The following is a 24,337-nucleotide window of genomic DNA, read 5'->3' as shown; positions in this document are numbered from 1 at the left end:
CAAGCCTTGATGAGGTGCTTTGTGTTTGGGTAATAAATTGACTTGCAAATAGTTAAAATAAAAAAAAGAGTCGCCTTCCCAAAGGAAAGCGACTCTTGTGGATTCTGGTTGTGACTATCGGTGGCTTAGTACACCTTGTTGCGGCCACTCTGGTTTACCAGTTGCTGTACTTCATTGTTGAAACCGGCTTCCTCGCGCAGGTCTTCCAGCGGAATGTGGAAGCGGTACTTCCAGAAATGGGTGGGGTTGGCGGGCACGTTGATCTGCTCGGCCAGCGGGTCCTCGCGGCGCAGGCGGTTATCCATGGCCACTAGATCCTGGAGCGGGAAAATGGCCCACATGGCGGGGGAGTGCAGATGTTGCACCGTTACTTCGCGGGCTACCCAGGGCTCACAGTACTGCGGAGCCTGCTCGCCCCAGTGGCCCAGAATCGTCTCGAAGAACTTCTGCGTCTGCTCCCTGTCCTCTTCCCACCAGCCGCGCACCGTGCTCATATCGTGCGAGCCGGGGCTCACTACACTCAGATAAGGCGCGGCGTTGGGGTGACCGAATTCCACGGTGGAGTCAGAGGGCATGCGCTGGATATTGAGGCCCAGGATACCCAGGGCCTTCATCACGCCCGGCACCGACTTAGGCACCATGCCCAAGTCTTCGCCGCAAATGAGCATATCGGTGGCCCAGCGCACGGCCGGCAGCTTCACCAGGCCCTGCCGACGCCAGAAATCCTCGTGGCGACGGTAGAAGAAGTCCACGTAAAGCTCGCGCAGGCGCGGACGGGTGGCTTCGTCGAGTTCCTGAAACGAGCGGCTCAGGTGCAGCGTGATGCGCGGGTGGAAAAAGTCAGCTTGCTGGTCATCGGGCACGAACAGGACTTCGTTGATGAGCTTGTACAGGCCGGTTCGCAACCAAGTGTAGTGCTCAGTGTTGGCCGGATCGTGCTGGATTTTCTCGTTGATGACGGCCTCCACCTGTCGTTGGGTGCGCACGTGGTCTTTGAGGCGGATAACGCCGTGGCCGGCATCTTCCATGAACTCATCAAATACGCTCTGGGCCTGGCCGTGGAAGATTTCCTGGAGCAGGTGCCAGCGGATGTACGGGTCGCAGAGGCGGCCATAATCAAACCAGCCGATGCGTTGCTCAATCTCGTGGCGGTGCAACGGCAGGGCCGGCGAGAAGTGTCCGAGCAGGCCTTCCACCGAGTGGCCGGGAATCTCCCAGATGCGGAAGAAGCCCAGGATATGGTCGATGCGGAGCGCGTCGAAGTAGCGGGCCAAGTGGCCCATGCGCTGCTGCCACCACTGGTAGCCGTCTTCGGCCATTCGTTCCCAGTTATAAGTCGGGAAACGCCAGTTCTGTCCCGTTACCGAGAAGTCGTCGGGCGGGGCGCCGGCCTGCTGGTGCATGTGGTACAGCTCCGGCTGGGTCCAAGCATCCACCGAGTGGCGGTAGATACCGATGGGCAGGTCGCCTTTTACTACCACGCCGCGCTGGCGGGCGTACTCCACCGCGCCGAGCAACTGCTTATCAAGGTGATACTGGGTGAAGAAGTGAAGGCCGAATTCGTCGAACTCAGGGTTGTCTTCGCGGGTCAGCTCGGCGGCTACGGCCGGGGTACGATATTCCTCAGGCCACTGCAAGAAGTCGGCGGTACCGAACCGGTCCCGCAGGCCACAGAAGGCCGCGTAGGGCATCAGCCAGGATTTCTGCTCGTCGCGGAACAGCTGAAAATCGGGGTTGGCCAGCAGCGCTTTCTTCTCCTGCTGGTAGAGCTGCTTGATAAAGCGCCATTTGGCGTTCATCACCGGCTCATAATCCACGAAATCCCTGGCGTTCAACTCTTCGCGCACCTGCGCCAATTCCTGGCGGGCGGCTTCGTCCTGCAACTCGGCAATGGCATCGAGGTTGAGGTACTGCGGGTGCAGGGCAAACACCGAAATGGCCGCGTAGGGGTAGCTGTCCACCCAGGTATGCGTGGCCACGGTATCGTTGATGGGCAAAATCTGCACCAGCTTGAGGCCGGTGGTTACGGCCCAGTCGACCAGCAGCTTGAGGTCGGGAAACTCACCTACACCCAGGCCCTGGCGGCTGCGCAGCGCGAATACCGGCAGCGCTACACCCGCCCCGCGCCAGTTGCCGGTTGCGTAGCGGAACTGGTCGTCGGATTTCACGCGCAGGGTGCGCTGGTCCTGGCTGGCCGGGATGTGGCGGTCTTCACCGGCTTCCAACTGCAAAATCTGTTGCATGCGCGGGTCCCAGATGCCATACTTATACTGCACAGCCCGCTCCGGCTGTTCCAGGGCCACATCGGCGCACCAAGTTGGGTAGTCGGCATCCGAGAGGAATATGGCCTTCTTCGCATCCCAGCCACCCAGGGCCGGGTCGGAGCCGAGTACGCACAGTTGGTGGTCGGAATCAACCCGGGGGGCTGAAAGCTGGAAGCGCACTACCGAGCCCGATAGGTGGGCCGGCTTAGTAGCCAGGGCCGTGTGCCGGGCCGGCCGGCGCATCAGAGCCTGGGTGAAGGCGGCTGTGTGCAGCTCATTTTCGGCCAGGGCCGGGGCCCGCCAGAAGTCTTCTAGTACAATACGGGTAAACAGGCTGGCATCGTAGCCGATAGTGCGGTTGCCGCCCCATTCCCAGTGCTTACCCCCATCCCGCTCGTCCAGCAGTACGTATTTGTACTCCACGGTACCCAACTGATCATCAGGCAGACTGATTTCCTGCGTCCAGATGCCGAAATCGGACTGATAATGCAGGCTCAGGGCCTGGTCGAGGTTCCACTGGCCCAGGCTGGGCAATGAGCCGCAGACTACCAGGCGCTGGCCCCAGGCTGTGCGGAAGGGTAGCGTAAAGCGAAGAATCATCGGGTGCTGACGAATAAAAATGGGCCCGAAGATACTGCATATTAGGCTAAAATGGCACCGGTTATGCCCGCAAAATGGCGACATTAGCCCCGAAAAGGCCACGTTTTTTTCGGAGCCAATGCCTGATTGATTAAGGGTTGGTGTCCGGTTGATTTTAGGCTGTACTTCGCCGGACCGAGTAGAGTAAGTGCTCAGTAACCAGTCTTAACGAATTGTACCGGATAGACTACTCGCCGGTGCGCTTGTACTTTTTCTGGCGGGCTCGCAGTGCCTTGGAGGTTTGTTTGCCGGTACTCTGCAGAGTGATGATCAGGTTCTTTTCGGTGGCCGGATTGCGGATTGCCACCCGTTGTGACTCGTGTGCCGGAAAGCTTACCAGCAGCACCACCGGTTCGCCGGCTGGCAAGGTCAGCAGAAAGGAGCCCTCCGAATTTGCACTGGCCGAGTTCAGTTTCTTGCCTTCCACGCCTACAGCGGCGCCGGCCAGCGGCTGCCCGGTACTGCTGAGTACTGTGCCGGTCAGCTGCACCATCATGGCGCTCTGGGTAGTGGATGTAGAGGACTGAAACTGAGCCTGGGCCGGCTGGGCAACCAAAACAGTCAGGCCCAACGCAGCCGACAGATACAGAAAACGAGCGGAGCAGGCGGGAATGGAGTGCGACACGGGAGGGAGAGTAAAAAAGGTGGGAAGCGGAGCGGAGCAAGAACTCTGATCCGTCCGGAAATTACAACTCTGCCGCGAGCAGTACATTGGTGCGTCGGTGAGCGGCTGGTTTTTGTGGGTATACGCAGGAAGCGGGTAGCTAAAAACGCAATGAGCCAACCCGATTCCGGGTTTTCTCGTTTGGCAAACAGCGTTTCACTTCTACTCCTTCCCTTTTGCCGGTCTATCTGCGTCGTATTATCTACGCCCTGCTGGGGCTGCTTATCTTCCTGCTACTGGTAGTGGCCGGTCTTTTCGTGTACCTGCAAACCGATTCGGGTCAGGATTTCGTGGTTCGAAAGGCGGAAAGCTATCTACGCGATAAACTGAAAACCGAAGTGCGAATCGCCAAATTTCGTACCGATTTTCGCCACGCCATCAACTTCGATGGTGTGTACCTGGAAGATCAGAAAGGCGATACGCTGCTGTCGGTGGGGCATTTAGGGGTGGATCTGGATATCTGGGCCCTCACCAAGTCGCAGATCAACCTCAAAAGCCTGGAGCTAAACGACGGCCGGGTAGCCATCAGCCGCACCGCCCCCGACAGCATCTCCAACTACGACTTCATCACGCGGGCCTTCGCCACCGGCGACACCACTGCCGTGGCCGCCACACCTGCTGACACCACCGGCGCGGGCTTCCAGTACAACATCGGGGACGTACGCCTGACCAATATTCTGCTTACCTACAACGACCAAGTGGACGGCATGAGTGTGCGCACCCGCGTAGGCGAGCTGGCCGTGAACATGGATGAAGTAAACGTGGACGCTTCTACCTATAAAGTAGATCAGGCCGCGCTGCGCAATACGGGCATCGTCATCGTGCAAACCAAAGTGCCACCGGACACGCCCCAGGATACAGCTGCGCTGGAACTGGAATTCGGGCTGAACCGGGCGTTGCTAGAAAACGTGAGTCTGAGCTACAAGAACGACCCGTCGGCCCAGTTTATCAGCACCCGCATCGGAGAGGCCGAGGTAACGGCCGACAATATTGACCTGGTGAACTCGCGCGTGGCCCTGAACACGCTGAAGCTGCGCAACACCAGCTTCGCCTACGCCCAGAACGAGAATGTGCCCGTGGAGCAGCGCGTGGTGAACCCCGCCGAGGCCGTGCGCGACCTGAACGCCGCCGTGGAAAACGCCACCGGTACCGAAGCCAGCTGGGTCGTGAGCCTGAAGCAGTCGGATATCAGCGGGGTGGATGTGGCCTTTGATAACTTCAACGAGCCGGGCCAGAAAACCCGCATCCGGGGCATGGACTACAACCACCTGAAGTTCACGAACCTCACGCTCAACACCGAGAACCTGCGCTACTCCGCCGACAGCACCACCGGCCGCATCACGCAGCTGGCGGGGCAGGAGCAGAGCGGCTTTGCCATCACCCGCGCCGCGGCCGTGGTGCATTACGATGACCACCGCATCCAGCTCAACGACCTGGACCTGGTGACGCCCCACAGCCACCTGAAACGCCGCATCGGCATCGGCTACAAGGACCTGGCCGGTATTGCCGACGATTTGCCCAACCTCAAGCTCAACGGCGACCTGCGCGAAGCCCGGCTGGGCTTCCGCGACGTGCTCTACATCACGCCAAGCCTGATTGACACACCGCCATTCAGCAGCGGCCCCAACCAGTCGTTCCTGATTTCGGGGCTGGTGGATGGGCGGCTGGGCGACGTGCGGGTGCGCAACCTCGATTTCGTGGGCTTCCGCAACACCATCGTGCGCGGCTCGGGCAGGATTCAGGGTTTGCCTAATACCGATGACCGGCTGATTCTGGACCTTAACCTAGGGTACGCGCGCACCACCGAAGCCGACATGCGCAGCCTGCTGCCCAAAGGCACGCTGCCGGAGCTGGGCATCGACCCGAACGCGCCGCTGGTGATGAGCGGACAGATCAAGGGCCGCATCAGCAACCTAGCTCTCAATGACATTGACTTCCGGGGGCTGCAGGGTACCCGCATCCGGACCACGGGCCGCCTCGTGGGCCTGCCCAACACTGACCGGCGCCTATTTGCCGATTTTAACATCAAGGAGTTCACCTCCACCGCCGCCGATATTAAAGGGCTGCTGCCGCCCGGTACCTTGCCGGCCGGCTATCAGTTGCCGCCCCGCATCACGGCCAGTGGCACGTTCCGGGGCCGGCCCACGGCGCTGGTGTTCGATACTGATCTGAAAGCGCAGACTACCTTCGGGAACGTGGCGGCCAAGGTGAACGTGGGCGAAGGTCCGCAGGGGCAGGAGCCCGTGACGGCCACTTTCAGCACCCAGAGCCTCGATGTGGGCAAGTTCCTCGGTGACCCGACCATCGGAAAAGTGACGGCCAACGGCACTCTTACCGGCCGCGGCGGCCTCGACCCCAACCTGCTGCGCGGCCAGCTGAATGCCCGCGTGCAGCAGGCCACCTACAACGGCTACACTTACCGCGGCATTACGGCCGAAGTAGATATTGACCGCAACCGTTACGTGGTGGATGCCAGCAGCAAGGACGACCCCAACCTCAACCTCGACCTGCTGGCCACCATTGACCTGCGCAACGCTTCCAACCCTACCTATACCGTGGACCGCCTGAACCTGCGCGGGGCCAACCTCACGGCCCTGGGGTTCTACACTGGCGGCGACCTGCGCGTACAGGGCGACCTGCAGGCCAATCTGAGTGGGTCTGATCTGAATACGCTCAACGGCACGTTCTCGGGCAACCGCATCGTCATTGTGAATAACAACCGGCCGTTTGCGCTGGACTCGGTGAGCGGACGTATTGTGCAGCGCACCGGCCGCACCGAGGTGGACTTTACCAGTTCGGTGGCCGATGTTACTCTGCGCGGCAACACCCGCTTGGGCGATATTGCCACGGCTTTGCAGCAACATATTGACCGGTATTTTGATTTGCCCGGTATCCAGTACCGGCCCAGCGCCGAATACCAGCAGTTCACCTTTGAAGCCAACCTGAAGCAGCCGAAACTGGTGCAGCAACTGGTGCCTGACCTCAAGCAGCTGACCCCCTTCAAGCTCACCGGCAGCTACGACAGCCGCGCCGCCGACCTGCGCCTGAATACCCGTGTGGGCCGCATTGTGTACCTGGGTTACGCACTGGACTCGCTGAAGCTCAACGTGAGTTCGGACCCGCAGAAGCTGGACTACGCGCTGGGTCTGCGGCAGATCAGTCAGGATACTACCCTCAAAATTCCAAACCCGAGCCTTTCGGGCAGCATACAGAACAACGAAATCGGGACGCGGCTGCGCATTGCTGAAACCGATAGTGCCGAACGGCTAAATTTGGCCGGGGCTCTGCGGGTACTGGGTGGCGGCAACGCCTACGCCTTCCGCTTCGACCCCAAGCTGATGCTGGATCAGAAGCAGTGGGATATTCCGGCCGACAATGAGCTACGCTATACCACCAGCACCGGCGCCATTTTTGCCCGTAACGTCAGCTTTGCCCGCAACCAGCGCCGCCTGAGTCTGCAGACTCTCACCGGGGCGCAATACCCGTTGCAGGTGAACATGGAAAACTTGGAAATCAACGCGCTGGGCCGGGCCGCCGGCTTCCAGGATTCCCTCATTGCCGGCACCCTCAACGGGCAGGCTGTGGCCTACAGCCTGGGCCAGCCTAAGCAGGCTTTCACGGCCAACGCCAACCTGGCGGGCTTCGCCTACAACAAAGCCATCATCGGTGATGTGGCGTTGCAGGCTACGAACCCCGAAGCCAACCGCTACAACGTGGATGTGCGCCTGAATAACCAGCAGGGCATGGATGTGCGGGCCGTGGGCTACTATTTGGCCACTCCGCCCGACCCAATTCAGTTTGACGTGAACGTGAACCGGCTCGACCTTAAAATCATTGAGCCCTTCTCGGCCGGGCAACTCCAGCAGATGGGTGGCGGCCTGACCGGGCAACTGGTCGTGACGGGCAGCGTGAGTCAGCCCGTCATCAATGGTATGCTCACCACCACGCCCGATGCTACCTTCACGCTTTCTCAGCTGGGGGCACCGTATTTTCTGGCCTCGCAGGACATCGACTTTACTAATCAGGGCATCGGGTTCGATGACTTCGTGGTGAAGGACTCGCTGGGCAGCCAGGCCGTCATCAACGGCCGCATCCGCACCCGCGACTACGTATCGGATTTCCGGTTCGATCTGGAAGCGCGCACCGATAATTTCCTGGCCGTGCAAAGCTCCCGCAACGAGAACCCGCTGTTCTGGGGTAAGCTGTTCGTGGATTCCGATTCGCGTATTACCGGCAACCTCAACCTGCCCATCGTCCGGACCCGGGCGCGGGTGGCCGACGGCTCCAATCTGTTTGTGGGCGTGCCCACCGATGACCCAGTGGAAGTAGCCCGCGAAGGTATTGTGGAATTCGTGGACAAAAGCGCGCCCATCGATACGATGCTCACCCGCCAGCTGGCCCTTGATACGGCCCAGACGGCTGCCGGCTACGATATTCAGGCGGTAGTAACGGTGACCGACAATACGCCCTTCACGATTGTAATTGATGAAGCTTCCGGCGACAACCTGAAAGTGCAGGCCAACGGTACGCTCAATACGGCCATCGACCCCGCCGGTAACATCACCCTTACCGGCCGCCTCGACGTGACCCAGGGCAAGTATCAGATGTCCCTATATGATCTGGCGTCGCGGGAATTCGACATTGCGCCCGGCTCCTCCATCACCTGGAGCGGCGACCCGTACAACGGTCAGGCCAACGTGACGGCCATTTACAACGTGCGCGCTGCGCCCGCCGAGCTACTTTCCTCCCAGGGCTTGGCCGATGAAACGCTGTCGGCCATTGGCCGCAACCAGCTGCCGTTTGAGGTAGATCTGAAAGTAACCGGCGAGCTGCTGAAGCCCGTTATCGGGTTTGATATTCGCTTGCCCGAGGAAGCTCGCTCCGATTTGCGCGGCCCCATTGAGGCCCGCCTTACGCAGCTGCGCCAGCCTTCCGAGGAAAGTGAGATGAACAAGCAGGTGTTTTCGCTGCTGGTGCTGAACCGCTTCCTGGCCGATGACCCGTTCCGCAGCAGCGGCGGTAGCATTGTGGCCGACCAGCTGCGCGGCTCGGCCAGCCAGGTTCTCACCCAGCAGCTAAACAACCTCACCGGCTCCTACCTCTCCAACCTGGGCGTGGAACTGGGCGTGAATTCCTACGCCGACTTCAGCAGCGGGGCCGAGAAAACCCGCACCGACCTGAACGTGGCCGTGCGCCGGCAGCTGCTTAATAACCGCCTCACCGTGCGCCTTGGTACCGATGTGCCTCTGGGCGGTGGCAACCAGACCTCGCAGGGCCAGAACCAGGCCGGTATCAGTGCCTTTGCTGGGGATGTGAGCGTGGAATACAACGTGCTGGCCAACGGCCGGATTCGGCTGCGGGCCTTCCGCAACAACGCGTATGGAGATATTGATGGGCAGTTTGTCCGGACCGGGGCTTCGCTGATTTTCCAGCGCGACTACCAGACGCTGGCTGACCTGTTCAAGGGCATCGATAAGAACGTGAAGGAGGAAGTGAAGCTGGAAAGCCGCCGCCGCCGCCAGGACCGCCGCGCCGGCCGCGACTCTACCAACGCCGCCCCCAATAACCGCCCCGATTCCACCCGTGTCCGCCCCGTAACAGCGCGTCCTGACTCGGCCCGCCAGGCTGCCCGCCCCAATTCCACGCGCCGTTAGTTCTCCGTTTTCAGCCTGCTCCATAGGTTGTCGCCGGCTATTTTTCTTCTCTGAATCAGGTATTCATGCTGCATCATCTGCCCTTCTTTCCGAAAACCAACGCTTCAGCTGACCCACGCCGGCCGATGCGGCCGGCCCGTTGGGGCGGGGGCTGGGGAGCGGGCGTGTCGTTGCTGGCGTTGCTGGCTTCCTGCTCCGGCCTCAACTACATTCCGGCGGGCAGCAAGCTCTACACGGGCAGCACCGTGAAAATGAAATCGGCCAGCCCTATTCCCCGGGAGGCAGAAATTACCACCGAGCTGACCTCGGTTATCACGCCCAAGCCCAATGCCTCCATTCTGGGTATGCGGCCCAAGCTGTATTTATGGCACCTCGGCGAAGGCAAAACTAAAGGGCTGGGCCACTGGCTGGCCAATAAGTACGGCGAGAAACCCGTGCTGTTGAGCCAGGTAGATACCCAGAAAGTAAAGGGCCTGATGACTAACCGGCTCTACAACAATGGCTACTTTCAGCCGGTAGTACACAGCCGCATCCAGACCAAAGGCCAGGCCGCCAGCGTAGACTATACGGCCACGGTGGGCCAGCCCTATACCATCAAGGAAATTCATTTTCCCGAGGGTGACTCGCTGCTGGCCCGCGCCGTGCGGGCCACCGAGTCTACTTCGTTGCTGAAGGTGGGCGATGCGTACAACCTGCAAACCTTTACCAATGAGCGGACCCGCATTGATGCGTCGCTCAAAAACCAGGGCTACTACTATTTCTCGCCCGATTACATCCTATTTCAGGTAGACAGCACGTTGAACAATCAGGTGAACGTGTACCTGAAAATCAAGGCAAAAACGCCCGAGCGGGCGGCTAAGCCCTACGTACTCAACCGTATCCGGCTCAATACCGACTACTCGCTGAGCGACACCACGCTGGCGGAGCGGCCCATGAACTACAAGGGCTACATCTACTACCCCGACGAAAAGGTGTTCAAGGCCAGTGCCATTACCAACGCCGTGTTTCTGTACCCCGACAGCGTGTACCGCCGCCGCCGCCAGGATCAGACGCTGAGTCGCCTGATGAGTCTGGGTACCTTCAAGTACGTGGATATCGGGTTCCGGCCCGCCCGCCAGAAGGCCGACTCGGCGGGGTATGGCTTCCTGAACTCCTACGTGCGCATGACGCAGGTGCCCAAGAAAAGCCTGCGGGCGGAGGTGCTGCTGGTGAGCAAGTCGAATGGCTTTACCGGGCCGGGCTTCCGGATTCAGTTTCGCAACCGTTCTGCCTTGCGCGGCGCCGAGCAACTGCTGATAAACGTAACGGGTTCCTTCGAAAACCAGCGGCTGAGCGACGCCAACACCATTGGCCTGACCAGCTACGAGCTGGGGGCCGATGCCCAGCTGTCGGTGCCGCGCCTCATTACGCCGCCTTTCGACATTCGCCTGAAAAACTCTGATTTCCAGCCCCGCACCACGTTTGGCGTGGGAGTGAAATCGGTAACCCGGCTGGATGCCTTCACCCAGCAGGCTTTCAACCTGAATTACGGTTACAGCTGGAAAACCAAGCTCACCAACGAGCATGAGCTGCGGCCCATTGACATCCAGTACCTGCGCCTGGCTGATACCAGCGCCGTATTCAGCCGCCTGCTGCAGGAGCGGCCATTTCTGGCCAACTCGTTCCGGCAGCAGTTTGTGCTGGCCAGTTCCTACCGCTACACCTACAACCAGCAGGCTTTGGAGCAGCGCCGGAACCAGCTGTACTTCAGCGGCGGCATTGAGGTGGCCGGTAACCTGGCGTATTTGCTTAGCTCACTCTCGGGCCAACCCCGCGTAACCAATGCCGATGGCAGCCAGGCCTACACGCTGCTCAGCCAGCAGTTCTCGCAATACACCAAGGTAGATCTGGAACTGCGCAACTATTTCCGCACCAGTTCCAACCCCACCAGCGGCAACAAGTTTGCCACGCGGCTGCTGCTGGGCGTGGGCCTGCCGTACCAGAACTCCAGCGTGTTGCCCTACCTGAAGCAGTATGGCATCGGGGGTCCCAACAGCGTGCGGGCCTTTGCCGCCCGGGGCCTGGGGCCGGGCACCTACCGCTCGCCGGCCGCCAGCGAAACCGGCTCCTTCTACGACCAGGTGGGCGATATGCGCATTGAGGCCAATGCCGAGTACCGCCAGGATCTGTTTCCGTATGTGAAGGGCGCTTTGTTCGTAGATGCGGGTAATATCTGGTTGATCAACAAAGACCCCAGCCGCCAGACTATTGACGCGGAAGGTAACCCCGATGGTAAGAACGGGCAGTTTTCGCCCAACACCTTCCTGAAAGAACTAGCCGTAGGTGCCGGAGCCGGCCTGCGCATTGATGTGCAGTTCTTCGTGATTCGCTTCGATTATGCCTATCCGTTGCGCCTGCCGTATTCCAACACGGAAATCCGCAGCCCTCTCACCAACGAAATCATCTACAACAAAACTTCCGAAACAGGCCGCTTCAACATTGCCATTGGCTACCCGTTCTAAGCTCGGAAATTGCGCATAAAAAACCCCGACTGTTCACACGGTCGGGGTTTTTCGTTATACAAAGGTACCGGTTTCTACGCCTCGGCCGCCATTCGTAGTTCCACAGGCGCGCCGACAGTTTTGTGGGCGGGCACTACGGTTACTACCACGTACTTCGAGGTGGGCGTATTGCTGGTTTTAGCGACGCTAGCAATGGGCACCAGCGGGTTGGCCTCGGGGAAGTAAGCGGCCACATTGCCCTTCGGAATGTCGTAGGGAACGGCCAGAAATTTCTCCACAGTGCGGGTGGAGCCCAGGAAGTGACTGGTGATGTCAATCAGGTCTTTAGCCTTAAGGCCGCGCTCAGCCATGTCCTGCTCGTTCATGAACAGCACGCGCCGCTCGCCTGTAATGCCCCGGTACCGGTCGTTGTAGTCGTAGATGGTGGTGTTGAACTGGTCGTGGCTGCGCACGGTCATCATCACCAACTGGCCGGGCTCCAGCTCGCGCTGGTACTTCTGGAACTCGGTGGTGGTGAAGTTGGCCTTGCCGTTTTTGGTGGTGAATTTCCGCTCGCGCGGGCCGTTGGGCAGATAGAACCCGCCGGGGCGGCGCAGCTTCTCGTTGAAGTTCTCGAAGCCCGGAATCACGCGGCTGATATGGTCGCGGATGACGTCGTAGTTCTCCGTCATGGCCACCCAGTCGGCAATGTTGGTTTTCTCGCCCAGGGTGGCAATAGCCACACCGGCCAGGATGGCCACTTCACTCATCATCTGACCCGGCAGCGGCACCAGAATGCCTTTGTTCTGGCTCACCACACCCATCGAGTTTTCGCAGCTGGTCATCTGGTGGCCGCTCTTCTGCATATCCACGTCGGCGTGGGTGAAGCAGGGAAGCAGCAGGCTGGTTTCGCCGGTTACGAGATGGCCACGGTTGAGCTTGGTTCCCACGAATACCGTGAGTTTCTGCTTGCGCATGCCTTCAGCAATGACTTCGGTGTCCGGACCGGCGGCCAGCAGGTTGCCGCCCAGGCTGAAGTATACCTTGGTTTTGCCCTTGTACATGGCCTTGATGGAGTCGACTACGTCGAGGCCGTGCTCGTAGGGCGGCTGGAAGTTGAACTCCTTGCCCAGTGCATCCTGAAACTCCTTGGTGGGTTGTTCCCACACGCCCATCGTCCGGTCGCCCTGCACGTTGGAGTGGCCGCGCACCGGGCAGGTGCCTGCACCGGGCTTGCCGATGGCACCCTTCATGAGCTGCAGGTTCACGATTTCCTGAATCGTCTGCACGCCCTGGCGCTGCTGCGTGACACCCATGGCCCAGCAGGTGATAATCTTCTGCTTGGGGGCAATGATGTTGGCCGCTTCCAGCAGCTGGGCCCGCGAAATGCCGCTCAGCTCCTCAATATCCTCCCACGGCGTGTTACGGATGTTCTGCTCGAACGACTCGAAGCCGGTGGTATATTTGTCGATGAACGGGCGGTCCACCACCTGGCCGGGGTTGCGGTCCTCGGCCTCGAACAGGTGCTTCATGATGCCGCGCAGCAGAGCCATGTCGCCATCCACGCGCACCTGCAGGAACAGGTCGGTGATTTGCGTGCCGTCGCCCAGCAACGCGCCCAGCGCCTTGAAGGGGTTCATGAAGTCCTGCGGGTTCTTGAAGTGGTTGAGGCCGGCTTCCAGCAGCGGGTTGATGCTGATGATTTTGGCCCCGTTCTTCTTGGCCTTCTGCAGGGCCGACAGCATACGCGGATGGTTGGTGCCCGGGTTCTGGCCGATGATGAGAATGACCTCAGCCTCGTAGATGTCGTTGAGCGTGACGGAGCCTTTGCCTAAGCCTAGGGTAGGGCTCAGGGCCGCGCCGCTGCTTTCGTGGCACATGTTGGAGCAGTCGGGCAGGTTGTTGGTGCCGAACTGCTTGGCGAAGAGCTGGAACAGGAAGGCCGGCTCGTTGGGTACTTTACCCGAGGTGTAGAACAGCGCCTCATCGGGCGAGTCCAGCGCGTTCAACTCCTTGGCGATGATGTTGAAGGCATCGGCCCAGGCAATGGGCGAGTAATGGTTGTCGCCGGGGCGCTTTACCATCGGGTGCGTGAGGCGGCCGGCGTTGTTCTGGTCGCGGTCCGTCATCTGGGAAAGCTGAGCCAGACTGTGCTTGGCGAAGAACTCGGGGCCGGCGGCCTTGTCATCGGCATCCGAAGCGGTGGCTTTGGCGCCATTCTCGCAGAACTCTGCTACCGAGCGGTGGTCGTCGGGGTCGGGCCAGGCGCAGCTGGAGCAGTCGAAACCGTCCTTCTGGTTCATCTTGAGCAGGCCGCGCGTGCCCCGGTCGAGGCCGCCTTCCTTCCAGCTGAACTCCATGCTTTTGAGCACGGCCGTTACGCCGGCCGCTATCTTGGCCGGGGCATCCAGCGTCAGGCCGGTCAGCGCCTCTGGCGGCTGAGCCAGAATGGGGTTGGTGTACTTGGCGTTGGCCACTTCGGGTGGCGTAATGTTGCTTTCGTCGCGCATACTCTGGGGGTCGGGGCGGTAGTGGTCGGGAGCCGGAGCCTCGCCCTGGTCGCTCCGTTCGCCGCTTTTAGGGGCGTTTTCCGCTTTTTGCTGCTGCTGGTGGCCGGCCTGGGTAGGGTCGGATTTTGGGGAATCTTCCATGCGGAGTGGGATTAAAGCGGTGGTAATGGTAAAACGGCGCGGGCGACTAATGTTTACAGCCCAGGTCCTTTTCTACCAAGATATGGACGACTTGGTTGTCAGCAACTTCCTGGGTGCCGCGCAGGCTGATGGCTTCCGAGGAAGTCCAGCCGTCGGCCACCGTGGCCGGCACCAGCACCCGTACGCGGCCCGCCTCGTGGCGCACGGCCAAAACTGGCGTGGCAGAGTCGCGTTCGAGGGTATACGTAAGGGAGTCGGCGGCGGTCAGGCCCAAGGGCACTATCGTTTCTAGCCGGCCCTGCTGCCGGAAGGCAGCTACTTCCGGCTCGTCCAGGCGCAGGCGCAGCATATTGTCTTCAAGGCGAAGCTTCATATTGGGGGTAAGATAACATGTTGCATGGCTTAAACAATGTATAGACACATATTCGCATCTATACATTGTTCAAGCCACTTTTTAGACGCACGTTGCGGTTCCTGTAGTTCAACGGGGAGACGCGAATACGCGTCTCTACAGCTCTTTCGTAATCCGCCAGTCGTGGCAGTAGATGTTGTAGCGGTTCTGGCGCACGAAGCCGCAGAGCGTCACGCCGAAGTCGCGGGCGGCGGAGACGGCCAGGGAGCTAGGGGCGCCCACAGCGGCCAGCACCGGAATGCCGGCCACGGCCGCTTTCTGCACTAGCTCGAACGAGGCCCGGCCGCTGACCAGCAGCACGGCGTTGTGCAGCGGCAGTAACTCCTGGAACAGCGCCGCGCCAATGACTTTGTCGAGGGCGTTGTGGCGGCCGACGTCTTCGCGCAGCAGCAGCAGTTCGCCTTCCGGCGAAAACAGGGCCGCCGCGTGCAGGCCGCCGGTTTGCTCGAACAGGTCCTGGGCGGCGCGCTGCCGCTCGGGCAGCTGGTGCAGCACGCCGGCCGGCACGTAGGGCCCCGCTGCGGGCAGCACCGGGCAAGCCGCCGCGTGCACCGCCTCAATGCTGGTTTTGCCGCACACGCCGCAGCTGCTGCTGGTGTAGAAGTGACGCTCCAGGCGCGGCAGATCGGGGGAGGCGGTGGGGACCAGCTCGGCGCGCACCACGTTTTCGCGCTCTTCTTCCTTCTCTACATCGGGGCAATAGATGACGCCCTGCAAGTCTTGGCGGCTACGGATAATGCCTTCGGTGAACAGGAAGCCGGCCGCCAGCTCGAAATCGTGGCCGGGTGTGCGCATCGTGATGCTGAGGGTGCGGTGCTGGCGCTGGCCGGCGGGGCCGTAGCCGAGGCGGATTTCCAGCGGCTCCTCGGCGGCCAGCACATCGGAAGATTCGGTCACGGTTTCGCCCTGCACCTTGTGCACGGTAACGTAGTCGTAACTGGTAGGTGGCAGGAAAACGGGAGCAGACACGGCAGGCAGGATGTAAGGGGAAAGGAGCAATAAAGCCAGGACTAAAGCCGCGGCCTTGTATATTAAGTAACCTTCCGAAGAGGTTGGGAGTTTTGAAGAGCCTGGCACGCCGCGTCACCGACTGGACTGGCAGGCTGTCGGAGCGCCCCGTACTCCTCGCCCCCGGTGCTTACGGCAGAACCGGCCCGGCCGATGCCTGCGGCGGCAACTGCTGGCCGTTCAGCGGCGGCGGCCCATCTTTACGCCTTCACCTTTCCTTTGCCATGCTCACTTCCGAAGAACGCCAGATTTACCGCCGTCACCTGCAGCTGCCCGAAATCGGGGAGGCGGGCCAGGAGAAGATGAAGGCGGCCCGCGTGCTGGTGGTGGGGGCCGGCGGCCTAGGCTGCCCCATTCTACAGTACCTGGCCGCCGCCGGCGTGGGCACGCTGGGCATCGTGGATGCCGACAAAGTGGACCGCAGCAACCTGCAGCGGCAGATTCTGTACGGCCCCGCCGACCTGGGTCAGCCCAAAGCCGCCACCGCCGCCCAGGCCCTGCGCCGCCTCAACCCGCTGGTAAATATAGAGGTGCATAACTGCCGGGCCACGCTGGGCAACGTGCGGGAACTGGTGAGCCGGTATGATCTGGTTATTGACGGTTCCGACAACTTCCCGACCCGCTACCTGCTCAATGATGCCTGTGTGAGCTACAACAAGCCGCTGATTTCTGGGGCTATCTATAAGTTTGAAGGGCAGGTTTCGGTGTTCAACTACCAGGGCGGCCCTACGTACCGCTGCCTGTTCCCGCAGCCCCCCTCGGCCACCGAAGCGCCCAACTGCGACGCTACCGGCGTGCTTGGGGTGCTGCCGGGACTGATGGGTACGGCCCAGGCCACGGAGGCCCTCAAAGTGATTCTGGGTATTGGGGAGGTGCTCAGCGGCCGGCTCTGGCTGTTCGATGCCCTCACCTTCCAGACCCGCACCCTGAAGTTTACCCGCCGCCCCGAGCAGGCCGCCCTTACGCTCGACACCGCCAATACCGCCGACTACGCCGATTTGTGCGGGGCGGGCGTTACCAGCATCTCCGTAACCGAACTGCACGAGCGGCTGACTTCAACTCATCCGCCGTTCCTGCTGGATGTGCGCGAGCCCCACGAATATGCGGTCGGCCACCTGCCCGGGGCCACGCTGCTGCCCCTGAGCAGCCTGGAAAAGGGCGTGGCCACCTTGCCCAAGCAGCACCCAGTGGTGGTGTACTGCCGCAGCGGCGCCCGTAGTGCTCAGGCCGTAGAACGCCTGCAAACCAACTTCGGCCTCACCAACCTGCTGAATCTGGAGGGTGGTATGCTGGCCTGGGAGAGTGAAGTGAAGAACGAAGTGCTGGGGTAACTTTGGCTGTGCTGCTAAAGCAGAAATAACGTCAGACCGGGCCCGAAAGTACTCTTGCGGCCTGACGCGGTAACACTGTTCTCAGGCGCTAGCCCGCGAAATAATTCGTCGCCGCCTCTATACATCAATAATCAGTACATCCACCGCATGCCGCTTACCGCTACGCCTTCGGCCCGTCCGCGTATTCGCTTCGACAGAAATGAGTTGGCCGGAGCCTTTGGCGACCTGGGTACCGATTTGCCGCTGCTTATCGGCATCATCGCGGCCTCAGGTATGGACAGTGCGGGCGTGCTGATTATGTTCGGGCTGATGCAGATATTTTCGGGACTGTGGTACGGCATGCCTATGCCGGTGCAGCCCCTGAAGGCGTTTGCCGCGCTGGTCATTGCCCAGAAAATTCCCGGCCGCATCATCTTTGGCGGCGGCCTAGCTATCGGGGTGGGCATGTTGCTGCTTTCCGTAACCGGCCTCATTGATGCCCTGGCGCGATTGGTACCCAAGCCCGTTATCCGCGGAATTCAGTTTGGGCTGGCGTTGCAGTTGGCTACCCTGGCTCTCAAAGAATACGTACCCGCCGATGGAGTAGCAGGCTTCGCGCTGGCGGCGGCGGCGTTTCTGGTGACGGTGGTGCTGCTGGGTAACCGGCGCTGGCCAGCCGCGCTGGTGGTGCTGGCGCTGGGGGTTAGCTACGGCCTGCTGTTCAAGCTCGATTTTGCTACTGCCCAACGGGCAATTGCGCTGCACTTGCCTACTTGGCACGTTCCGCAGTGGGCCGATATTACCACCGGCGCGGTGCTGCTGGCCCTGCCCCAGATTCCGCTTTCCCTGGGCAACTCGGTGCTGGCTACCCGACAGGTGGTGGAAGATTACTTTCCCGAACGGCCCCTCACGGTGCGGCAGATAAGCTTCACGTATGCGCTTATGAACCTGGTGAACCCGTTTCTGGGCGGGTTTCCGGTGTGCCACGGCTCGGGCGGTATGGTGGGGCACTACACGTTTGGCGGGCGCACGGGCGGCTCGGTGGTGCTGTATGGCGGGCTGTTTCTGGTGCTGGGACTAGGATTCAGCCAGGGCTTCCAGCAAATCGTGCAGATTTTTCCGCTGCCGGTATTGGGCGTACTGCTCCTGTTCGAGGCCCTGACGCTGGCTACCCTGCTGCGCGACATCAGCGAGTCCCGCACCGGTTTGCTGCTGGCTTTATTGGTGGGTTTGCTGTGTAGCGGGCTACCGTATGGTTACCTTGTGGGCCTGTTGGTGGGTACGGCTTTGTACTATGCCATGCAGCGCGGCTGGGTGGGCCTGGGCAAATAACGGCGTATGGAAGAACAAGTACTTTGTCGAGTTTGGAAAACAGTGCGCATTGAGGCCGGCCCTCAGCCATTTCAGGGCTACTGGAGTATGGGCGAAGGCGTGGTGTTTGACTTCAGCTTCCTCAACCAGACGCCCGAATTGGCGTCACCTGCGCTCCGCTGGATAAAGCAGGCCGGCAAAATTGTGCAAGCCGGCAACGAAGCGGCCCTGCACCTGCTTATTAAAACCCTCACCAGCCAGCACCTTACGCTGGAGCTGCACATGCTGTATTCCGGCGAGGCCCGCCACACGCTCACGCTGCATCTGGTACCCGTTGCTGCCTAGTCGGGTTGGGATGGAATGTGCTCGGGTGTAGGCCCGGCCGCATTGCCCCGGCTGATGCGGTACATGACGGACAGAACCACGTTGTTTTTAGTGGCAGTTGTTTGGGGCGTGAAAATGTTCTGGCGGTAACTGGCGGCCGTATAGTTGGCCTGATTCACCCACCCGGCCTGTATTGTCCAATGCTGGTCAAACTGGTAGCCCATGCCAGCATATACCCGGTTGCGCTCGAAAAATGGGCCACGTGGGTTAAAGAATACCTCGTCGTATACTGAGAGAAAGGCCGTTTTGTCGGCGACGGTGGGATGATTGAGCGGCAGAAAGGCATTGAAGCGGTAGCGCAGCCGGTTCCGGTACCGAAACGAGCCGGCGGGCACTACATCGTCCCGGAAATTAAACCAGCGTTGCTCCACGCGGTAGCGGTGCTCCATTTTGAGGCGGGCCGCCAAGTGCGTGAACGTGAGCTGTTGCCACAGGCGCTTTTCCACGTTCAGCGGCCCGTCGCTTAGGTCGCGGTAGTCGGCGGTGGAGTAGCGGCCGCCGGCCAGCATTAGAGTAAAGTTTTTGGCTACATCGTAGCTCACGCCGCCTTTCAGTTCCGTGTAGAAATACTGCCGGAGCAGGCCGTTGGCACGGGTCTGGGCTTCGGCGTACCCGCCCCAGTGCTTCGGGCCGGCCGGCAGAATCACCGTGGCAATATGCCAGGTACCCCAGTTATGGTCGGGTATGGCGTTGGTTTGGGCCTGCGCCGTTCGGCTCCCACTGGCACACAGGGCAAGGAGTAGGCAAACGGCAACTTTCGGTGGGGCAGGGTACATGGTGAGGAGCAGAACGGACCGCGAAAATAGGGATAGTACGGCCAGTTCGGACAATGCTACTTCAACCGGTCGTAGCGTAGCAGGGCTTCGAGGTAGTAGTAATCAGCGTACGTCAGCGGGGCATCTACTTCAGTATTGGCTGGTTTGTGCGCCACGCAATGCTTTAGCAGGAAGTTGTTGTTTTCCCCCAAAGTGGCCCGGTAGGCCGGGCTACTCAAACTCACCAGCATCTGCTCGGCAGCCTGGCGGTAGCGTCTGGCCTCGGCGGCCGGGCAGTATTGCTGCAGTTCCAGCAGGGCCGAGGCCACAATAGCGGCGGCAGAGGCGTCGCGCTCCTCCCGGGGAATACCGGGGGCATTGAAATCCCAGTACGGAATCTTGTCGGCGGGCAGGTTGGGGTGGTTAAGGAAGAAGTCGGCAGATTTGCGGGCCTGCTCCCGGTAGCGGGTCAGCCGGGTGTCGCGGTACAACGCCGTGTAACCATATATCGCCCAGGCCTGGCCCCGCGCCCACGCCGAGTTATCGGCTGCACCCTGGGCGGTTTTCTTGGCCAATGGCTGGCCCTGCGCATCGTAACACACAACGTGGTAAGTGCTGCCATCGGGCCGGAAGTGGTGCTTGAGCGTATTATCGGCGTGGGTAATGCTGAGGCGGCGCAGGGTGGAGTCACCGCTGGTGCGGGCGGCCCAGCACAGCAGCTCCAGGTTCATCATATTATCGATGATAACCGGGTACTGGTAGCCCTGAAACTCGTTCCACGACTTAATCAACCCTACTTCCGGCGTGAAGCGCGTGGCCAGGGACTGGGCCCCGTTCAGTAATACCGGTTGGTAGGCCGGGTTCTTGGTAAGGCGCAGGCCGTTGCCGAAGGGGCAGTACAGCATGAAACCCAAATCGTGGGTGCTGGTATTGGTCTGTTCCCGGGCCATGGCCATCGTCCAACGGTTGGCAGCCTGCTGCCACTGGGGTTGTTTGGTGTACTCGTACATGTACCACAGCGTACCCCCGAAAAACCCGCTGGTCCACCACCCCGAAGGCGTGTCTTTCAACTGGCCAGTAGGCTGACTGGAATAAGGAAACCGGGTGCTGTCGGGGTGAGTCTGGAGGAGCCGGGTGAGTTGCTGACCAGCGCGGGCAAATTCCTGCTTTACATTGAGTCTGCGCTGCTGAGCAGGAGCAGTCAGGTTACCAAAAACCAGCGCAAAAGCCAGCAGCCACTGTGGGAAAGAAAAGGGTCGGAGCATGGCCGTCAAACTACAGTAAATTCCTGCCGCTTCCCACAAGCTGCTATTCGGAGAGCTTACAGTGCCGTCAGAATCCGGCGCATTGCCTGTTGGTATACCAGGTTGTCAGTCATGTCGTTGTGGCCCGCGCCGGGCAGCGTGATAAACTGGTCACGGGGCTTCAGCGTCGCTTTGAGCCGCTGAGTGGATTGGGGGCTGATAACCTCGTCCCGGTCGCCGTGGTAAATGACGATGGGGGCCGATACGCGGGGCAGCACCTCGTCGGTGGCCAGCGGGTAACGCACAATGAAGGGCGGCACCCAGGGATAGTGCTGGCGCGCCATGGCCCGCATACTGGCGTACGGGGCCTGTAGCACCAGCATGCGTGGGTGGTGCCGGGCAGCCAGCCACGCCGCCGGCCCGGTGCCCAGCGAGTAGCCCAGCAGTACGGTTTGGGCTTCCGGGAATTCGTGGGTGAGTTGTTGGTAGGCCATGTCCACGTCGGCGAGCAACTGCGCCTGGCTGCTGATGCGGCCGCCGCTTTTACCGTAGCCCCGGTAGTCGAGCAGGAACACGCTGTAGCCCAGCCGGGTATAAGTGGCCGCCACCTCGCCCCAGCTATCCAGCGCCCCGCCGTTGCCGTGCAGGTAGAAAATGAGGCCTTTGGAAGCGGAATCGGCCGGGAACAGCAGGCTGTGCAGGCGGGTGCCGTCGGCCATCGGAATCCACCGCTCCTCAAAGCGGTTGTTGAACCGGAAACGATAATCGGCAGGCAGTTTGGTAGGGAAGAACAGCAGCCGCTCCTGCTGAAAATACAGCAGCACGCACACCGCCACGTACAGCGCCGCCCCCAGGCCCAGTATCCAGAATAGCAGTTTCATCGTGGGGTAAGGATAGGAAAGTTAACGACATGTCCCCCCACAAGGAGCTTCTTCCCAAGCAAAAATATTTGCTTGTTATGGTTATGCAGCCGCTATTCCTGGGATTTACTACGTGCAAGGCCCGTTTTCCTGCATACAGCCCTTTGTCCCGGTTAAAATGAAGCCTGAAAATAGGGCCACGTGAAATAGAGAGCCGCACCTTGTAGCAGCGTCAGCGCCAGGGTAACGCTCCAGAAAGCGGCTTTACGATTTTTATGGTGCAGCAGGAAAATTGCCGCCCATGCGCCAATCGCCGCGCCCGGCAGCGTAGCGAGGTGCAGCGTTTTTTCGGCAATGCGGCGCTGGTTGCGCTGGGCTTTCCGCTTATCCAAGGCGAAAAGCAGAAAGCATAGCAGGTTGCAGAACAACAAGCAGCTCAAAAGTATATTCATGGTGCGAGAGGTGGGCTGCCGGTGATGCGGCAGACGAAGAGTGCATCAGCGGGGCCGCAAGTTATAGAGCCAAGCTTATGCAAACAGCCGGAAAGGCCAAGGCAAATTCGCCCGCATGCTTGGTAAGCGGCTTGGGAAATAGGCCGGTGTCAGCACCTGGAGTTATTAGCCCCACCTACCCTCCAATCGTGCTCATCGACTCGAAGCTGAGCTGGTGCAGGGGGCGCTGGCTTTCGGCCTCGAAGCCGTTGGCGGCGCGGTTGCGGAACGCCAATTTCAGGGCTTCAGCAATCTGCTCATCGGAGGAGCCGCCGCGTAGCAGGGCCCGGATATCGAGCACGCCCTGGTCGTAGAGGCAGGTTTTGAGGCCGCCCTCGGCCGTGAGGCGGATGCGGTTGCAGGTGCCACAGAAGGTGCGCGAGTAGGCCGCAATGATGCCCAGGCGGCCCTGGTGGCCAGCCACGGTGTAGTGCGAGGCCGTGTCGCCGGAGCGGGTAGGTACCGGGGTCAACTCGCCCAGGTTCAACTGCAGATGCTCGCGGATGCGGTGGTGGTTCCAAGGCAATGAGGCTGCATCATGGCTGCCGCCGTTGAAGGGCATTTCCTCGATGAAACGCACATCCACGGGCAGGTCGCGGGTTAGCTCGGCCAAAGGCAGCAGGTCCTGGGTGTTCTGCCCGTCCATCACCACTGCGTTGATTTTCAACCGAATGCCGGCTGCCAATAGCGCATAGAACGTGTCGAGCACGCGGGGCAACTCGTCGCGGCGGGTGATGCTGGCGAACCGGGCGCGGTCGAGGGTGTCGAGGCTCAGGTTTACGGCTTTCAGGCCCATGCGGGCCATCTCGGGCACGTGGGGCGCGGTGAGCACGCCGTTAGTGGTCATGGTCAGTTCCTCAATGCCCGGAATCTGGCTGAGGCGGTCCATAAACGGCACCAGGTCGCGGCGCACGAACGGCTCCCCGCCCGTCAGGCGCACTTTGCGCACGCCCAGACCGGCCATGATGGCCACCAGCCGCTCCATTTCCTCGTAGGTCAGCAACTCCTGCTTGGGCAGGTACTTGATACCCTCCTCGGGCATGCAGTAGAAGCAGCGTAGGTTGCACCGGTCCGTGACGGCCAGCCGCAGGTATTCCAGCGGGCGACCATGGTTATCAAACAGAACAGAAGATACAGAAGCGGACATACTCGGCAAGGAAAAACAATGCTGCGCACGGCGGCAGCAAAACAAACAACGTAAACCAGCCTTTTCCGTTCGGGAAAAAGCCGCCCGGCTTCGGCCTCATTGGCTTTGCGTGACCCGGTGCGAACTTTCCGTCCGCATCGGACCCGGCCGCTGACTTCATCCAGAACTACTAGATAACCAATGAACCTGAAAATTGCTTTGTTTGGCATTGCCCGCGAAATAGTGGGCGACTCCACGCTGGAGGTTTCTGCCCCCGAAGGCCAATCGGCCCAAGGCCTGCTCCACGACCTGCACGTCCGCTACCCCGAACTGGCCCGCCTCACCAGCCTCGCCGTAGCCGTCAACAACGAGTACGCCGCCGACGATACGCCCCTGCAGGAGCGCGACGAAATAGCCTTGATTCCGCCGGTAAGCGGCGGGTAGAGACGCAATTTTTTGCGTCTCGTCGTTGCTGATGTTGTTTAACTGGCTTGGTCTGGTCGCATTCTGGCCAGGCTCCGGCCGTTCAACGACGAGACGCAGATTCGCGTCTCTACACCATGCAGATTGCCTCAGATGTCAGCACGCGAGATGCTTCGCTGCGCTCAGCATGATGGCCATTTTTTACGACCTCAATTCATTCCCATCCCTTCCTTGATCCACATCGACCTCACTGACCAACCCATCGACGTATCGGCTGCTTTGCGCAGCGTGGAGGCCGATGGGGCCGGGGCCATCAACACGTTTATCGGCACGGTGCGTAACAAGAGCACCGGCCGCCCCGTGGTGCGCCTCGAATACGAAGCCTACGACAGCATGGCCCTGCACCAGCTCCGCAAAGTAGCCGAGCAGGCCGCCGAGCGGTGGCCGATGGTGGAAAAGATAACCGTCGTGCACCGCAAAGGCACCCTGCACATCGGCGACGTGGCCGTGGTGGTGGCCCTATCTACCCCGCACCGTGCCGAGAGCTTCGCCGCCTGCCAGTACATTATCGACACCCTGAAACAGGTGGTGACTATCTGGAAAAAGGAGTTCTACGATGACGGCGACGTGTGGGTAGCCGCGCACCCGTAGCGGCTAGTTG

17 protein-coding genes are annotated in these 24,337 nt (G+C 60.7%); 7 read left to right on the top strand and 10 right to left on the bottom strand.

Going from position 1 to position 24,337, the window contains the following annotated elements; all coding sequences use genetic code 11:
• Positions 1-125: 125 nt before the first annotated feature.
• Positions 126-2,864: a 4-alpha-glucanotransferase gene (locus HSW_RS21055; protein WP_044003721.1), complete on the bottom strand. Its 2,739-nt coding sequence runs from the start codon at positions 2,862-2,864 to the stop codon at positions 126-128.
• A gap of 226 nt (positions 2,865-3,090) precedes the next feature.
• On the bottom strand, positions 3,091-3,528 hold the full coding sequence (locus HSW_RS24455) for a carboxypeptidase regulatory-like domain-containing protein (protein WP_197031924.1): 438 nt from the start codon (positions 3,526-3,528) through the stop codon (positions 3,091-3,093).
• A gap of 215 nt (positions 3,529-3,743) precedes the next feature.
• On the opposite strand from HSW_RS24455, the gene HSW_RS21045 reads away from it, so the two are divergent.
• Positions 3,744-9,221, top strand: a complete 5,478-nt coding sequence (locus HSW_RS21045; protein ID WP_044003717.1) for a translocation/assembly module TamB domain-containing protein — start codon at positions 3,744-3,746, stop codon at positions 9,219-9,221.
• A 65-nt stretch (positions 9,222-9,286) separates the two neighbouring features.
• Complete coding sequence (gene tamL, locus HSW_RS21040; RefSeq protein WP_052346715.1) at positions 9,287-11,722, top strand: translocation and assembly module lipoprotein TamL; 2,436 nt, start codon at positions 9,287-9,289, stop codon at positions 11,720-11,722.
• A 74-nt stretch (positions 11,723-11,796) separates the two neighbouring features.
• On the opposite strand, the gene HSW_RS21035 is transcribed toward tamL, so the two are convergent.
• The 3 genes from HSW_RS21035 to fdhD form a co-directional block, all read right to left on the bottom strand.
• Positions 11,797-14,352 carry an FdhF/YdeP family oxidoreductase gene (locus HSW_RS21035; RefSeq protein ID WP_044003715.1) on the bottom strand — a complete coding sequence of 852 codons (2,556 nt, stop codon included), beginning with the start codon at positions 14,350-14,352 and terminating at the stop codon, positions 11,797-11,799.
• A 46-nt stretch (positions 14,353-14,398) separates the two neighbouring features.
• Positions 14,399-14,725, bottom strand: coding sequence for a DUF7009 family protein (locus HSW_RS21030; RefSeq protein WP_044003714.1), 327 nt, complete (start codon positions 14,723-14,725; stop codon positions 14,399-14,401).
• 135 nt (positions 14,726-14,860) lie between these two features.
• Positions 14,861-15,733 (bottom strand): formate dehydrogenase accessory sulfurtransferase FdhD, encoded by an 873-nt coding sequence (fdhD, locus tag HSW_RS21025; RefSeq protein WP_231501332.1) that lies wholly within the window; start codon positions 15,731-15,733, stop codon positions 14,861-14,863.
• 263 nt (positions 15,734-15,996) lie between these two features.
• Here fdhD and moeB point away from each other — a divergent pair, with 263 nt between their 5' ends.
• The 3 genes from moeB to HSW_RS21010 all read left to right on the top strand — a co-directional run bounded on the left by moeB (position 15,997) and on the right by HSW_RS21010 (position 18,738).
• Positions 15,997-17,103 carry a molybdopterin-synthase adenylyltransferase MoeB gene (moeB, locus tag HSW_RS21020; protein ID WP_044003712.1) on the top strand — a complete coding sequence of 369 codons (1,107 nt, stop codon included), beginning with the start codon at positions 15,997-15,999 and terminating at the stop codon, positions 17,101-17,103.
• A 147-nt stretch (positions 17,104-17,250) separates the two neighbouring features.
• A complete protein-coding gene (locus HSW_RS21015; RefSeq protein WP_052346714.1) occupies positions 17,251-18,414 on the top strand; it encodes a putative sulfate/molybdate transporter in 1,164 nt (387 codons plus the stop codon).
• A 6-nt stretch (positions 18,415-18,420) separates the two neighbouring features.
• A complete protein-coding gene (locus HSW_RS21010; protein WP_155833091.1) occupies positions 18,421-18,738 on the top strand; it encodes a hypothetical protein in 318 nt (105 codons plus the stop codon).
• Here the strand turns inward: HSW_RS21010 and HSW_RS21005 are convergent.
• The 5 genes from HSW_RS21005 to moaA all read right to left on the bottom strand — a co-directional run bounded on the left by HSW_RS21005 (position 18,735) and on the right by moaA (position 23,274).
• Complete coding sequence (locus HSW_RS21005; RefSeq protein ID WP_081768544.1) at positions 18,735-19,553, bottom strand: DUF2490 domain-containing protein; 819 nt, start codon at positions 19,551-19,553, stop codon at positions 18,735-18,737. The genes HSW_RS21010 and HSW_RS21005 overlap by 4 nt on opposite strands.
• 56 nt (positions 19,554-19,609) lie before the next feature.
• Positions 19,610-20,797: a glycoside hydrolase family 88 protein gene (locus HSW_RS21000; RefSeq protein ID WP_052346713.1), complete on the bottom strand. Its 1,188-nt coding sequence runs from the start codon at positions 20,795-20,797 to the stop codon at positions 19,610-19,612.
• A 56-nt stretch (positions 20,798-20,853) separates the two neighbouring features.
• Positions 20,854-21,657, bottom strand: a complete 804-nt coding sequence (locus HSW_RS20995; protein WP_044003710.1) for an alpha/beta hydrolase — start codon at positions 21,655-21,657, stop codon at positions 20,854-20,856.
• Positions 21,658-21,809: 152 nt separating this feature from the next.
• On the bottom strand, positions 21,810-22,088 hold the full coding sequence (locus HSW_RS20990) for a DUF1294 domain-containing protein (RefSeq protein WP_044003709.1): 279 nt from the start codon (positions 22,086-22,088) through the stop codon (positions 21,810-21,812).
• Between the two features lie 175 nt (positions 22,089-22,263).
• Positions 22,264-23,274, bottom strand: coding sequence for a GTP 3',8-cyclase MoaA (gene moaA / locus HSW_RS20985; protein WP_044003706.1), 1,011 nt, complete (start codon positions 23,272-23,274; stop codon positions 22,264-22,266).
• A gap of 180 nt (positions 23,275-23,454) precedes the next feature.
• Here moaA and HSW_RS20980 point away from each other — a divergent pair, with 180 nt between their 5' ends.
• Entirely contained in the window at positions 23,455-23,697 is a 243-nt protein-coding gene (locus HSW_RS20980) for a MoaD/ThiS family protein (RefSeq protein WP_044003705.1), read from the top strand.
• A 210-nt stretch (positions 23,698-23,907) separates the two neighbouring features.
• A complete protein-coding gene (locus tag HSW_RS20975; RefSeq protein WP_044003703.1) occupies positions 23,908-24,327 on the top strand; it encodes a molybdenum cofactor biosynthesis protein MoaE in 420 nt (139 codons plus the stop codon).
• The last annotated feature ends 10 nt before the right edge of the window (positions 24,328-24,337 follow it).

The organism is Hymenobacter swuensis DY53 (assembly GCF_000576555.1).
Lineage (GTDB): Bacteria > Bacteroidota > Bacteroidia > Cytophagales > Hymenobacteraceae > Hymenobacter > Hymenobacter swuensis.
The sequence above is the reverse complement of the archived record's forward strand: the minus strand, read 5'-3'. Positions and strand labels throughout refer to the sequence as shown.

Coding starts and splice junctions, on each gene's coding strand:
- HSW_RS21055 (WP_044003721.1), bottom strand. CDS start 2,864: ATGATTCTTCGCTTTACGCTACCCTTCCGCACAGCCTGGGGCCAGCGC.
- tamL (WP_052346715.1), top strand. CDS start 9,287: ATGCTGCATCATCTGCCCTTCTTTCCGAAAACCAACGCTTCAGCTGAC.
- HSW_RS21035 (WP_044003715.1), bottom strand. CDS start 14,352: ATGGAAGATTCCCCAAAATCCGACCCTACCCAGGCCGGCCACCAGCAG.
- HSW_RS21030 (WP_044003714.1), bottom strand. CDS start 14,725: ATGAAGCTTCGCCTTGAAGACAATATGCTGCGCCTGCGCCTGGACGAG.
- moeB (WP_044003712.1), top strand. CDS start 15,997: ATGCTCACTTCCGAAGAACGCCAGATTTACCGCCGTCACCTGCAGCTG.
- HSW_RS21015 (WP_052346714.1), top strand. CDS start 17,251: ATGCCGCTTACCGCTACGCCTTCGGCCCGTCCGCGTATTCGCTTCGAC.
- HSW_RS21010 (WP_155833091.1), top strand. CDS start 18,421: ATGGAAGAACAAGTACTTTGTCGAGTTTGGAAAACAGTGCGCATTGAG.
- HSW_RS21005 (WP_081768544.1), bottom strand. CDS start 19,553: ATGTACCCTGCCCCACCGAAAGTTGCCGTTTGCCTACTCCTTGCCCTG.
- HSW_RS21000 (WP_052346713.1), bottom strand. CDS start 20,797: ATGCTCCGACCCTTTTCTTTCCCACAGTGGCTGCTGGCTTTTGCGCTG.
- HSW_RS20995 (WP_044003710.1), bottom strand. CDS start 21,657: ATGAAACTGCTATTCTGGATACTGGGCCTGGGGGCGGCGCTGTACGTG.
- HSW_RS20990 (WP_044003709.1), bottom strand. CDS start 22,088: ATGAATATACTTTTGAGCTGCTTGTTGTTCTGCAACCTGCTATGCTTT.
- moaA (WP_044003706.1), bottom strand. CDS start 23,274: ATGTCCGCTTCTGTATCTTCTGTTCTGTTTGATAACCATGGTCGCCCG.
- HSW_RS20980 (WP_044003705.1), top strand. CDS start 23,455: ATGAACCTGAAAATTGCTTTGTTTGGCATTGCCCGCGAAATAGTGGGC.